The sequence below is a fragment of the Streptomyces sp. NPDC003284 genome (genome assembly GCF_053589675.1).
Window position 1 is genome coordinate 239,647 of record NZ_JBSFSI010000002.1, and the last position, 13,311, is coordinate 252,957.

Genomic DNA, 13,311 nt, shown 5'->3' on the forward strand with positions numbered 1-13,311 from the left:
GAGGGCCCGCGGGCCGGTCCGCCGGTTGCTGCCCTGGGCCCGGCCGCCCGGCCTCGGCAATGCTTGGGGCACGGGCCCTTCGCCGACAGCCCTGGTGGGCTGTTCCCGGCTCGCAGGCCGGAGGGCGGCAGCGGCCCAGGGCCTCGGGCCCCCGGCCCCGGGCCCGCTGGCCGGTCCGCCGTCCCTGCCGCCCGACGAGCAGCCAGCCGTGCCGGTGGTGCAGGCCCAGGGTCTTCCCCGGCAGCCGGGCGGGCTGCCCCCGGCCCCGGACTCCTGGCCCCGGCCCGGAGGGCGACAGCGCCCCCGGAGTTCCGACCCCGGCCCGCCGCAGGACGGTCCGCCGTCCCTGGGCCCGGTTGCCCGGCGTCACCATGCCGCACCGGGTGTCTCGGGCCCGGCGCCTTCCCGGCAGCCGGGCGGGCTGTTCCCGGCCCCGGGCTCCTGGCCCCGGACCGAAGGGCGGCAGCGGGCCAGGGCCCCTGCCTCGGCCTCTGGGCCCGCTGGCCGGTCCGCCGGTTGCTGTCCTGGGTCCGGTCGCCCGGCCTCAGCAATGCCTGGGGCCGGGGGGGGGGGGCTTCGCTGGCTGCGCTGGTGGGCTGTTCCAGGCCCCGGGCCGGAGGGTGGCAGCGGGCCAGGGCCCCTGCCTCGGTCTCTGGGCCCGCCGGGGGCTCCGTCGGCCGCTGTCCCGGGGTCCGCCGCCCGCCCGCGGCCGTACCACACCTGTGTCTCGGGGCCGGGGCCTTCCCCGGTACCCCCGGTGGGTTGCTTCCGCCCCCGGGCCGGAAGGCGGGGGCAGCCCAGGCCCCGGCCCCGGCCCCCGGGCCCCGGCCCGCAGGCCGGTCCGCCCTCCCGGGACCGGGCCGTCCGTCCGGCCTCCGCCTCAACCCCGCCGCACCGGAGGCGCGGACGGTGTCCTTGGGCCGGGGTGGTCCAGGGTGTCCAGGATCTTGCGTTCGGACGGGGTCAGCGGAGGGCCGGAGAGCGGGGGGAGGAGGGGGCCGCAGGCGACGTCCAGGAGGGTGGTGGGGCGGAAGAGGCGTTCGGGGCCCGTGCGCATGCTGGTCACGTCCCACAGGGCCGCCGCCGCCCGGTAGGAGCCGGTGGCCGAGCGGGTGAGACGGCGGCTGTAGGCGGTGGTGAGGCGGTCCACCGGGGTCGGCCGGGCGCCGCGTGTCTGCGGGTACCAGACGTCCTGGCCGACCGCCGCCGCCCAGGCCGCGTCGACCGACCGGGCGGCCCCGCGCTGCACCCGCCGGGACAGGCCGGGCGCGTCCGGGCCGCCGTGCCGCAGCTCCCGGGCGAGCAGCTTCGCCCCCAGCGCGGCCACCGACATGCCCTGCCCGTAGGCCGGGTTGAAGGTGGCCAGCGCGTCGCCCAGCACGACGAAGCCCTCGGGCCAGCGCGCGGTCCGCTCCAGATAGCGCCGCTCGTTGCTGGTGCTGCGGCTGAGGTGCACCCCGGTCAGCGGTTCGGCCCCGGCGGCGAGCCGGCCCACGACCGGGCTGGCGAGGGCGAACGCGTAGGCCAGGAAGCCGTCCGGGTCGGCCGGCGGCTCACCGCCGCCGCGCGTCCCGGCGAGACTGACCATCCAGCGGTCCCGCTCGATCGGCAGCAGCATGCCGCTGCGGCCGGGCGCGGAGCGGTAGGGGTCCGCCTGCACGACCGTCAGCGGGAACTGCTCGGCGCCCGCCGGGGTCCGGTAGACGCGGGTGGCGTTCACCAGCCCGCAGTCGACGCTCCTGGTCCGTACGTCCGTGATGCCCGTCTCCGCCAGCCAGGTGACGACCCGTGAGCCGCGCCCGCTCGCGTCGACGACCAGATCCGCGGCCAGTTCCGTCTCCTCGCCGCCCCCGGCTGTCCCGTCACCGGCCGTCCCGTCACCGGCCGCCCCGCCACCCGCCGTCCCGCCCCCGGCCGGTGCGATCCGCACCCCGCGCACCCGCCGCGCGTCGCCCGTGAGGCCCACCGCCCGCGCCCTGCGGATCTCGGTGCCGGTGCGGGTGAGGACCAGGTCGCGCACGGTCCAGTCCAGCAGCGCGCGGGTGCAGCTGAGCACCCGCGGACCGTCGTGCCGCCAGCGCCGGAACCAGCCCTCGGAGGTGAGGGCCAGCATGCCCGAGCCGAGCGGGATCTCCCGGGCGCCCGCCGCGAGCAGCCGCTCGCGCACCCCGCCGCCCGGCACCAGTTCCTCCATCGCGGCCAGGCCCCCGGCCATCAGCAGATGGGCGTGGCGCCCCTGGGGCAGCCCCTTGCGGTGCTCGGGGCCGTCGGGCAGGTCGTCCCGGTCGAGGACGACCACGTCGTCCACGGCGGAGGACAGCGCCGCGGCGGCCAGCATGCCGGCCAGACCGGCACCGACGACCACGGCTCTGCGCGGACGGTGACTGGGGGAGGGGGACATACGGGCTCCTCGGAGTGGATCGCGGGCTCAGCCGGGGGAGGTCCGTACCGCCCCTCCCCGCACGGGGGTTCCGGCGGGCGGCCTGACCAGTGCCTGCGCCAGTTCCACCAGACCCCCCGTCCCGGACACCTCCGTGGCGTGCAGACGGTAACCGCTCGGCGTGGGCAGCGGTTCCTCGCGTGCGGCGGCGCGGCGCGCGGCGTCGGCGAGCATCGCCGCCTCCGCCGCGATCCGCGCCTCGTGCCCGGTGCGGCCCGCGCGCCGGGCGGCGGCCAGGGCGCGTTCGCGGACCTCGTCGTCGAAGTACGGGGCGAGGCCGAGCAGCGCGTCGTGGATGGACACCTCCCGCCAGTGCAGCCGGGCCCGCGGCAACTGCCACCAGCCGCTGGGCGGTTTGGGCGCGGTGGACACGAACCGCACCCGCGTCCACAGCGGAGCCAGGCTGCGGTAGTCGTCCAGGCTGCGCACCTGCGCGAGGACCGAGGGCAGCAGCCGGGGCAGCGCGAAACCCGCGGAGCACAGCAGCGCGGCCAGCGACGCCAGCGGCGGTGCCACCTGCGTGGACAGCACGTCCAGGTCGTGGCCCGACCAACGCGCCACCACCGCCGTGTACTTGGTGAGCTGGAACCCGGCCACGTCCAGCGCCGAACCGGCCAGGATCAGCCGCAGCCCGGCCCGCAGCAGCCCGGTCACCTCCCGGCTCCACTTCACGCACAGCGTGCACATCGCCAGGGTCGCCGCGCTGTGCCCGATCAGATAGAGCAGGATCATCTCGCACAGGTACGGCGTGTTGGCGTAGTACGTGTCGAGGTCGTTGAGCCGCTCGGTGCGCGCGTCGCCCAGCAGGAACAGCACGATGATCACGGCGATCAGCGCCACGTACGCGGCGACGCTGCGCAGCACCATCCGCCGCACCTGCCGCCGGGGCCCGCCGCGCCAGTGCACCAGCAGGATCAGCAGCGAGCAGCTGTACGCGCTGATCATGCCGTAGGTCAGCGGGGCGCCGAAGTTGGGGATGCCCGTGAGGCGGTTGACGGCCGCCAGCGTCAGCGGCGCCGAGCAGACGAACACCAGCGAGGCCAGCAGGATCGACACGCACGTCGACACGGTCAGCGGGTCCCACCCGGCGCGCGGCGGGCGGCGGCACAGCACGATCGCGGCCAGTCCCAGCAGCCCGGCCGCCAGGTACACGACGAGACTCACGGACACCACCCCCGCCGCGCCGGGGACACCGTGCGCGGGGGCGGCGGCGGTGCCGGGCGCCTGCTCACACCGCCCCCGAGGGCCGGGTGCCGGGCGCCGGGGGCTCCGGGGCCCGCAGGGCGTCGGCGATCCGCAGGAGCAGCGCGGGGCCGGGGGTCCGCCCGCCCGGCCGGGCACCCTCGCCGTGCCCGGCGTCCAGCGGGGCCGGGGGGCGGCCGACACCGTCGAGCAGGACCGGCCACGGGCCGCCGATGCCCTCGGGGCCCGCCGTGGGGCCGATCCCGTCGAGCAGGACGAGATGCTGCCCGGCCGCGCTCCCGGCCTCCGCCGCCCGGCCGGTCTCGCCCGCCGGGGGCGCGGGCGCCGGACCGCGTACCGCCGCCTCCAGCGCCGTACCGCCGCCCTGCGGGTGCGGGGAGCGCGGGCCGTCCCCGGACGGCTGCCGCAGGGCCGCGGTGATGACCGCCGCCCAGGCGGCGGCCTCCGCCCGCTCGTGGTCGCCGGTGGCCGCCAGGGTCCCGGCGCGGGTGCGCTCGTACAGGGCGCCGTCGAAGAACGCGTCCAGATAGCCGAGCGCGTTGTGGATGCTCGTCTGGCGCCACATCAGCCGGGTCGTCGGGGAGCACCAGCGCGGACGGGGCAGCCGGAGGGCGTGGCGGGTGAGCAGGTCGTCCAGCAGCCGTTCCAGCGGCGCCAGCCGGGTGTACGTCCGCCAGGACCGCCGCCACCGCGTCAGCCGCGGCCCCGCCAGCGGTACGAGGATGCCGACCGTGGTCACCAGCGCGCCCAGGCCCGCGGCGGCCGGTGACACGTCGGTGCCGAGCGAGGACCAGTCGCGCCCGCACCAACGGGCCACCACCGCGACGAACTTGGTCACCGCGTATCCGGCGCTGCACAGGGAGCCGAGACCCAGCATCACCAGCCCCGCGCGCAGCCAGCCGTGCACCGTGCGGGCCCAGCGCAGCGCCGAGACCGTGGTGACGCTCACCGCGACGAGGTGCCCGGCCAGGTACAGCACGATCATCTCGGCGATGAACGGCGTCGTCGCGTAGTACGTGTCCAGATCCGTACGGCGCTCCACCGGCGCCTCGCCCAGCGCGAACAGGACGGCGATGCCGACGATCACGCAGGCGTAGGCCGCCACCCAGCGCCGGGTCACCCGGCGCACCCGCCCTCCGCCCCGCCAGTGGACGACGAGGACCTGGGAGGCGGCGCTGTAGGCGGTGATCGACGCGTAGGTGAGGGGTGCGGCGATGTTCGGCACGCCGCTGAGCCGGTTGACGGCGCCGACCGTCGGCGCGGCGCCCAGGACGAAGCAGGTGCCCGCCAGGGCCAGCACCACGCAGAGCGTGCGCAGATACGGGTCGTGCCGGCGGCTGACCAGATCGGGGGTCTTCACCGCCAGGCCCAGCCACAGCGCGCCGCAGCTGACGTAGTTGATCATCCCGCTCATGTCCTGGGCGTTCCCCGGTAGTTGAGTGCCGAGCCGATGCGTCCGGCGATGTCCTCGTCGGCGCCGGGGGCGGCGGCGGACGCGCCGCCCGCCGGGGCCTCCTCCAGCCAGCCGCGCAGTCTGCCGCCCATGAGCATGCCGAACCGGTCGGCCTCCTGCTCGTCGGCCAGGCTGAAGTCGGTGCGGGCGGCGACCGGCCGGGGCGGGCCGCCCGCCGGGACCGGGCCCGCGGCGGCGTCCGCGGTGTCCGCGGCCCGTCTGCTCATGTGCCACACCTCGTGGCAGAAGATCACGATCTGGTGCCACGCGGCGGCCCGCCGGTCGATGACCACCACGTCCTGTGTCTCGCCCTCCAGCCACAGCCCGCTCGCGGTGTGCGGCGGGAAGATCTCCCGGCGGACGACGACCGGACGGCCGCGCCAGGCGGCGACCGAGTCGACGAGGGCGGCGAACAATGTCTCCGGGTCCGCGGGGACCGGTACCCGGAGCGGCCCGATGAGAGTCTCGGCGAGGCGCCGCATCTCCCGTTTCCTACGCACTCATCTCCCTTTGTCGCCCCCCTCGGTCTGCCGGGACCCCCCATCATCTCCGGGCCGACCGCACCGGGGAAAGGTTCTTTCGCGGCGCTCTCGCCCGGACCGCGCTGCCCGGATCGCGGTCCCCCGGACCCGGAGTGCGGTCCCCCGGACCCGGAGTGCGGAGCCCGGCCGGGTCGGCGGCCCCGCGCGCCGGGGCTGCCCGCCGGTCCCGCTCGCCGGTGCCGCCGGTTCAGCGGCCGGGGGAGGACACCGGCGCCACCGGCACCCCGCCGGACGCGGATCCCAGCAGCGTCAGCCGCACCCGGCCGGGCCCCGCCTCCGTGTCCGCCCCGGACAGGACGGCCAGGGCCAGGGTGTTGGTGTCCCGGGTGCGCAGGATGCCGTCCGGCAGGACGAGCGGGCGCCGCCCGGCCGCGCCGTTGACGTACTCGCCCAGGTTCCAGCCGTTCAGGAAGACCTGCGCCCGCCACTCGCGGTGCGGGTCGTCGTCGAGCACCAGCCCCACCGAGGCGTCCGTGCCCGCCGCGACCGACGGCTTGAACGTGGTCCGGTACCAGATGACCCCCTGGCGCCGCACGGCACGCGGGAAGGACACCTTGTCCCAGCCGCCGTCCGGGAAGCCGGGCAGGTGCCAGCCCTCCCGCTCCCCGTACAGGCCGCCGTTGTTCAGCGGCCCGCGCACCGGGTCGGCCGGGCCCGCGCCCTGGATCCGCCAGCGCACCCGCGGCGCGCCCCCGGTGAAGTCGACCGCCGCCAGTCCGCGCACCGCCCCGGCGGCCGTACCGGGCGCCGTGTCGTCCTGCGCCCGCGCCGCCGGACGCACCAGCACGGCCAGCACATGCCGCCCGCCGGTCCGCAGCCGCGGCGGCACGGCGAGAACGGCGGTGCCCGCGTCGGTGCCGCCCTCGTGCCCCGGGTCCGGCACTCGGTGCGTGCCCAGCGGCTCCCCGTCCAGCCACGCCATCAGCAGCCCCCCGGGGCCCGTGCCGTGCTCCAGCGAGACCGACCGGATGCCCGAGGCGTCCGTGAAGGCACCCCGGTACCAGACGTCGCCGTAGTGGAAGCCGTAGGCGTCGGCGGACAGCACCGGCCGCGTCCGCGCACCGGCCGTGCCGCCGTCCGCCGTGCCGCCGTCCGCCGGGGCCAGGCCGGCGGTCCGCCACGCCGAGTCGTCGAAGCCGGGCGCGGACTCGGGATTCTCCGCCCGCGCCCGCCAGCCGCCCGGCACGGGCAGCTCCACCTCGGCCACCCCCGGCAGCGGCGCGATCGAGCGCAGGCTGCCCGAGCCGGTGCGGGCGGTGCGCACCGGGCGGCCGTTCCACGTCACCGCCGTGACGCCGCGCGGGGGCCAGACCTCCAGCCGTGTCGCCTCGACGGTGTCGCCGGTGAGGTGGAGCGTGGCCCCCTGGACGGCGGCGGTGCGCAGCAGCCTCGGCCCGCAGACCAGCAGCGAGCCCGACGGGGTCTCGTACGGCCACAGCCGCGCCGACGTCCTGTCGTCGGCGAACAGCATCAGCACCGGCCGGTCGACGGTCTCGCCCGCCTCCACCCGGGCCCCGGCGAGGCCGGTGCCGAAGGGCACCGTGATCCGTACCAGGCGGCGCTCGTACACATAGGCGACCTGCTGGCTGAGCCGGGTGACCATCGGCTCTCCGGCCGCCTCCAGCGCCAGCCGGGCCGTGTCGCCGCGCCGCCCGCAGAACACGACGATGTCCAGCGGCCCGGCCGAGAGGTACAGCATCGGGTGCGCGGTGGAGTACCGCACCCTGAGCAGTCCCAGCCGCATCCGGGAGACCGCCAGCCGGGCGTCCCGGGCCGGGACCGTCACCGGCAGGTTCTCACCGGCGGCGGGCAGCAGCGAGGAGACGTCCTTGTCGCTGTCGTTGCGCAGGATGTGGACCCGGCCGCCGGTGTCCGGGTTGCGCAGGTGGTACGTGGTGAGCCCGCGCGCGCTCGCGCCCCCGGCCCGCTCCAGCTTGGCGAAGTCGGGCAGATGCCGCAGCATGTGCCCGATCTGGTGCGCGGGCACCATCTCCGCGGTCACCTGGCGTCCCTCGTCGATGGCGGCGCCGTGGTCGTAGGACGCGGGCATGCCCGGTCCGGGCAGCCAGCCCCAGGAGGTGCCGCCGAAGGCCGGGTACACGTTGTGCAGGGCGATGCCGCCGGCCAGGTCCGTGAGCTGGGCGTGCCGCACGGCGGCCGCGTCCCGCGCGCGCGGTGCCCCGGTGTCCGGCCGGTCGCCGGTGTCCGTCAGGAACCCGGCGGGGCGCGGGAAGGACGGCGGCATCCACCGGCCGTCGCCGTCGCCGCGGAAGAGGGGGACGTCGATGCCGTCGGCGCGGACCTTGTCGAGCAGCCGGGACACCAGGGCGCCGCCGGTGTCCGCCGCCGCCCCGCTGTCCACCTGGTAGAGCAGCACCGTGCCGTCGCCCCGGGTGTACAGGTGCCGGGCGGCGATCGCGTCGACCCGGCCCAGCCACTCCTCGGCGTGCCGCGCGTACCCGGGACCGGCGGCCGGCGAGGCGCCCGCGGAGGCGGGCAGCCAGCCGGGCAGGCCGCCGCCGTCCACGTCGGCGCCGATGTGCGGGCCCGGCCGCAGGACGACGTAGAGCCCGGTCTCGGCGGCGGTGCGCAGGAACAGCCCGAGGTCCCGCACCCCCGTGAAGTCGTACGTGCCCGGGGCGGCGGAGTGGTAGTTCCACGCCACCCGCGCGGTGACCGCGTTGTAGCCGTGCGCCCGCATCTTCTGGAGGACGTCCCGCCACAGGCCGGGGCTGGGCAGCCGGAACGGGTGCATCTCGCCGGACCACAGCACCAGCCGCCTGCCGTCCACCAGCAGCGAGTAGTGGTCGAAGGCCACGGTGTGGCGCCGTCCGTCGGCGGCCGGAACAGGCGGCGGCGGACCCGTCGGCACCCCGCGCGCGGCGAACGCCGCGGGCGCCCCCGGCCCGCCGCTGCCGCCCAGCGCGAGACCGAGCGCGGCGGAGCCCGCGAGGGCGCTGAATGTACGTCTGCTGAGCGCCAAGGTGAGTGCCTCCCGGGCGGATGGTACGGGGCGCGGGTCCCGCCATTCTCCACTGTCCCGGGCCCCACAATGGACCCATGAGGATCTCGGCACGGGCGGACTACGCGGTACGGGCGGTTCTGGAACTGGCCGTACGAGGGGGACAGGACCAGGCCGGCCCGGTGAAGGCCGAGACGGTCGCCGCCGAGCAGGGCATCCCGCACAAGTTCCTGGAGGGCATCCTCGGCGACCTGCGCCGCGCGGGTCTGGTCACCAGCCGGCGCGGCGGGGGCGGCGGCTACACCCTGGCCCGGGACGCGGCGCAGATCACGGTGGCCGATGTCATCCGTGCGGTGGACGGCCCCATCGTGTCCGTACGCGGCGAACGCCCCACCGGCCTGACCTACACGGGCTCGGCCGAGCCGCTGCTGCCCCTGTGGATCGCGCTGCGCGCCAATGTCCGGCGGATCCTGGAGGGCGTCACCGTCGCCGACATCGCCTCGGGCGCCCTGCCGGAGACGGTACGCACCCTGGCGGCGGAACCGGCGGCGTGGGAGAACCCGTGACCGCGCGGGCGGCCCGTGCACGGGGCACGGGCCGCCCGCCGGTACGGATGTCCGCGGGGCGGTGCGCGGCGGACGGGGCGGGCGCCCGGTCTCAGGAGCCGGACCGGCGCTTGTTCCACACGTCGAAGCCGACCGCCGCGAGCAGGGCGAGGCCCTTGATGACCTGCTGCCAGTCGGTGCCGACGCTGAGCAGGTTCATGCCGTTGTTGAGCACGCCGAGGACGAGACCGCCGATGATCGCGCCGAGCACGGTGCCGACACCGCCGCTCATGGAGGCGCCGCCGATGAAGGAGGACGCGATGGCCTCCAGCTCGTAGTTGACGCCCGCCTTCGGGGAGGCCGCGTTGAGCCGGGCGGCGACGACCAGGCCGGCCAGGGCGGCGAGCACGCCCATGTTCAGGAACACCTGGAAGGTGACCCGCCGGTCCTTGACGCCGGACAGCTTCGCGGCCGGCAGATTGCCGCCGATCGCGTAGATGTGGCGGCCGAAGACCGCGTTGCGCATCACATAGCCGTAGCCGACGACCAGCGCGCCCAGGACGATCAGCACGATCGGCGCGCCCTTGTAGCTGGCCAGCAGCAGCGTGACGACCAGCACCGCGGCGACCAGCGCGACGAGCTTGAGCGCGAACAGCCGCGCGGGCAGCACATCGAGGGAGAACTCCTGCTGGCGGCGCCGGTCGCGCACCTCCTGCCAGACCACGGAGGCGACGAGGACGAGGCCCAGGAGCAGGGTCAGGTTGTGGTAGTTGGTGTGCGGGCCCACCTCGGGCAGGAAGCCGTTGCCGAACTTCTGCACGCCGTCCGGGAACGGGCCGAGGGTCTGCCCCTTGAGCAGGATCTCGGTCAGCCCGCGGAAGAGCAGCATCCCGGCGAGGGTGACGATGAACGACGGTATCCCCAGATACGCGATCAGGAACCCTTGCAGCGAGCCCGCCGCCGCGCCCACCAGCAGGCACAGCACCACCGCGACGGGCCACGCGAGATGGTGGCTGACGGTGAGCACGGCCGCAACGGCGCCCACGAACGCCGTCAGCGAGCCGACCGACAGGTCGATGTGCCCGGCGATGATCACCAGCATCATGCCGATGGCCAGGATCAGGATGTAGCTGTTCTGGAGGACCAGGTTGGAGACGTTGCGCGGCAGCAGCAGATCGCCGTCGGTCCAGATCTCGAAGAGGACGACGATCAGGCCGAGCGCGATCAGCATGCCGTACTGGCGCATGTTGCGGCGCAGGCCGCCCAGCATCAGCTGGAGCAGTCCGCCGCCGGACTCCGCCCCGGCCCGGCCCGGCGGCGCCGGGGCCGGGGCCGGGCTCTCGGCGCTCACATCCGTGCTCATCGCGACACCTCTTCGTCCTGAGAGTCCTGCGTGTCCTGAGAGTCCTGCGTGTCCTTGGTCATACGGCGCATCAGCACCTCCTGGGTGGCCTCGGCGCGCGGCACCTCGCCGGTCAGACGGCCGGCCGCCATCGTGTAGATCCGGTCGCACATGCCGAGCAGCTCCGGCAGTTCGGAGGAGATGAAGACGACCGCCTTGCCCTGCGCGGCCAGCCGGTCGATCACCGTGTAGATCTCGTACTTGGCGCCCACGTCGATGCCCCGGGTGGGCTCGTCCAGGATCAGCACGTCCGGCCCGGAGAAGATCCACTTGCTGAGGACGACCTTCTGCTGGTTGCCGCCGGACAACTTGCCCACCGGCTCGAACACGGTCGGCGCCTTGATGTTCATGGAGGTGCGGAACCCCTCGGCGACCTGCCGCTCCTGGTGCTCGTCGACCACGCCCCGCCGGGCGACCTTCCGCAGCGCGGTCAGCGAGATGTTGCGGTTGATGGTGTCGATGAGGTTCAGGCCGTAGTGCTTGCGGTCCTCGGTGACGTACGCGATGCCGTGCCCGACCGCCTCCGCGACGGTCTTCGTACGGATCTCGGTGCCGTCCTTGAGGACCGTGCCGGACGCGTAGCGCCCGTAGGAGCGGCCGAAGACGCTCATGGCCAGCTCGGTGCGGCCGGCGCCCATCAGGCCCGCGATGCCGACGATCTCCCCGCGCCGCACCTGGACCGACACGTCGTCGACGACCTTGCGCTGCTGGTCGATCGGGTGGAACACGGTCCAGCCGCGGATCTCCAGGGCGGGCGCCGCGCCCTCCTCGGGCCGGTGCGGGGTCCGTTCGGGGAAGCGGTGGTCGAGGTCGCGGCCGACCATCCCGGAGATGATGCGTTCCTCGGTGGTGGCGGCGGCCCGCACGTCGAGGGTCTCGATGGTGCGGCCGTCGCGCAGGATCGTCACCGAGTCGGCGACCTTGCGGATCTCGTTCAGCTTGTGGGAGATGATGATCGAGGTGATGCCCTGGTTCTTCAGCTCCAGGATGAGATCGAGGAGTTTGCCGCTGTCCTCGTCGTTGAGCGCGGCCGTCGGCTCGTCCAGGATGAGCAGCTTCACCGACTTCGACAGCGCCTTGGCGATCTCCACGAGCTGCTGCCTGCCGACCCCGATGTCACAGACCCGGGTCTCCGGGTGGTCGTCGAGGCCGACGCGGCGCAGCAGTTCCGCGGCGTGCCTGAGCGTGTCGTTCCAGTCGATGAACCCGCGCCTGGCGTGTTCGTTGCCGAGGAAGATGTTCTCCGCGAGGGAGAGATAGGGCACCAGCGCCAGTTCCTGGTGGATGATGACGATGCCGCGCTGTTCGCTGGCCCGGATGTCCCGGAACCGGCAGGTCCCCCCTTCGAAGAGGATCTCGCCCTCGTAACTCCCGTGCGGATGCACGCCGGAGAGCACCTTCATCAGGGTGGACTTGCCGGCGCCGTTCTCCCCGCAGATGGCGTGGACCTCGCCCCGGCGGACGGTCAGGGTGACGTCCGACAGCGCTTTGACACCGGGAAAGGTCTTGACGATCGAGCGCATTTCCAGGACGGGTCCCGCCATGGTCGTGCCTTCCGGTCGGTGGTCGGTCGGTTCGGTGGTCGTCGTTCCGGTGGGTGCGGGAGGGCGCTACTTGCCCAGTTGCGCGTCGGTGTAGTAGCCGCCCTTGACCAGGACGTCCTCGTAGTTCGACTTGTCGACGCTGACCGGCTGGAGCAGGTAGGACGGCACCACCTTGGCGCCGTTGTCGTACGACTTGGTGTCGTTGACCTCGGGCTTCTTGCCGTTGAGGACGTCGTCGACCATCGTCGAGGCGACCTCGGCGAGCTTGCGGGTGTCCTTGTAGACGGTCTGCGTCTGCTGCCCGGCGATGATCGACTTCACCGAGGCCAGCTCGGCGTCCTGGCCGGTGATGACGGGCAGCGGCTTGCTTCCGGAGCCGTAGCCGTCCGACTTCAGCGCGGACAGCACACCGATGGAGATGCCGTCGTAGGGGGAGAGGACCGCGTCGACCCGGGCGCTCTTGTAGGCCGAGGTGAGGATGTCGTCCATGCGCCGCTGGGCGGTGGCGCCGTCCCAGCGCAGCGTGGTCACCTGGTTCAGCTTCGTCTGGCCGGACCTGACGACCAGCTTCTTGCTGTCGATGTACGGCTTGAGGACGCTCAGCGCGCCGTCGAAGAAGTACTTGGTGTTGTTGTCGTCGTTGGAACCGGCGAACAGCTCGATGTTGAAGGGGCCCTTGCCGTCCTTCAGGCCGAGCCGCTCGGCGATGTAACCGGCCTGGAGCTGCCCGACCTTCTCGTTGTCGAAGGACGCGTAGTAGTCGACGTTCTTGGTCCCGAGGATCAGCCGGTCGTAGGAGATCACCGGGATCTTGGCGTCGGCGGCCTGCTGGAGCACGTTGTTCAGGGACTTGTTGTCGATGGCGGCGACGATCAGGCCCTTGACGCCCTGGGTGATCAGGTTCTCGATCTGCGAGACCTGGGTGTCCGGGTCGTCCTCGCCGAAGACCAGCTTCGCCTTGTACCCCTTGGACTCCAGGTTCTTGACAACGTTATTGCCGTCGGCGATCCACCGCTCGGACGACTTGGTCGGCATCGCGACACCGATGGTGCCGCCCTTGGCGCTGCCCTTGTCCTCCTTGCTGCCGCCCTCGCTGTTCTGCCCGCAGGCGGACAGGGCCAGACAGAGGCAGGCGGCGGTGGCGGTGGCGGCGAGTGCGGCGCTGCGGTTGCGCATGGTCATCATCCTCGATGTGAGTGCGGGTGGTCCGGCGGTGCGGG

9 protein-coding genes are annotated in these 13,311 nt (G+C 74.3%); 1 reads left to right on the forward strand and 8 read right to left on the reverse strand.

Features of this window, described 5'->3' with window-relative positions:
• Positions 1–880: 880 nt before the first annotated feature.
• The 5 genes from ACWDYF_RS04560 to ACWDYF_RS04580 all read right to left on the reverse strand — a co-directional run bounded on the left by ACWDYF_RS04560 (position 881) and on the right by ACWDYF_RS04580 (position 8,621).
• A complete protein-coding gene (locus ACWDYF_RS04560; RefSeq protein ID WP_389467091.1) occupies positions 881–2,401 on the reverse strand; it encodes an FAD-dependent monooxygenase family protein in 1,521 nt (506 codons plus the stop codon).
• A gap of 27 nt (positions 2,402–2,428) precedes the next feature.
• Positions 2,429–3,604, reverse strand: coding sequence for an MAB_1171c family putative transporter (locus ACWDYF_RS04565; RefSeq protein WP_389467089.1), 1,176 nt, complete (start codon positions 3,602–3,604; stop codon positions 2,429–2,431).
• Positions 3,605–3,668: 64 nt separating this feature from the next.
• Complete coding sequence (locus ACWDYF_RS04570; protein WP_389467087.1) at positions 3,669–5,057, reverse strand: MAB_1171c family putative transporter; 1,389 nt, start codon at positions 5,055–5,057, stop codon at positions 3,669–3,671.
• Positions 5,054–5,578 (reverse strand): toxin, encoded by a 525-nt coding sequence (locus tag ACWDYF_RS04575; RefSeq protein ID WP_389467085.1) that lies wholly within the window; start codon positions 5,576–5,578, stop codon positions 5,054–5,056. The genes ACWDYF_RS04570 and ACWDYF_RS04575 overlap by 4 nt, the downstream gene beginning before the upstream one ends.
• A gap of 247 nt (positions 5,579–5,825) precedes the next feature.
• Positions 5,826–8,621 carry a glycoside hydrolase family 35 protein gene (locus tag ACWDYF_RS04580; protein WP_389467083.1) on the reverse strand — a complete coding sequence of 932 codons (2,796 nt, stop codon included), beginning with the start codon at positions 8,619–8,621 and terminating at the stop codon, positions 5,826–5,828.
• Between the two features lie 77 nt (positions 8,622–8,698).
• Between ACWDYF_RS04580 and ACWDYF_RS04585 the strand changes: the two genes are divergently transcribed.
• On the forward strand, positions 8,699–9,166 hold the full coding sequence (locus tag ACWDYF_RS04585; RefSeq protein ID WP_018570659.1) for an RrF2 family transcriptional regulator: 468 nt from the start codon (positions 8,699–8,701) through the stop codon (positions 9,164–9,166).
• A gap of 91 nt (positions 9,167–9,257) precedes the next feature.
• Here the strand turns inward: ACWDYF_RS04585 and mmsB are convergent, their stop codons facing one another.
• The 3 genes from mmsB to chvE all read right to left on the reverse strand — a co-directional run bounded on the left by mmsB (position 9,258) and on the right by chvE (position 13,267).
• Positions 9,258–10,508: a multiple monosaccharide ABC transporter permease gene (gene mmsB, locus ACWDYF_RS04590; protein ID WP_381743372.1), complete on the reverse strand. Its 1,251-nt coding sequence runs from the start codon at positions 10,506–10,508 to the stop codon at positions 9,258–9,260.
• Positions 10,505–12,091, reverse strand: coding sequence for a multiple monosaccharide ABC transporter ATP-binding protein (mmsA, locus tag ACWDYF_RS04595; RefSeq protein WP_381743373.1), 1,587 nt, complete (start codon positions 12,089–12,091; stop codon positions 10,505–10,507). The genes mmsB and mmsA overlap by 4 nt, the downstream gene beginning before the upstream one ends.
• A 66-nt stretch (positions 12,092–12,157) precedes the next feature.
• Complete coding sequence (gene chvE, locus ACWDYF_RS04600) at positions 12,158–13,267, reverse strand: multiple monosaccharide ABC transporter substrate-binding protein (protein WP_381743374.1); 1,110 nt, start codon at positions 13,265–13,267, stop codon at positions 12,158–12,160.
• Positions 13,268–13,311 lie beyond the last annotated feature (44 nt).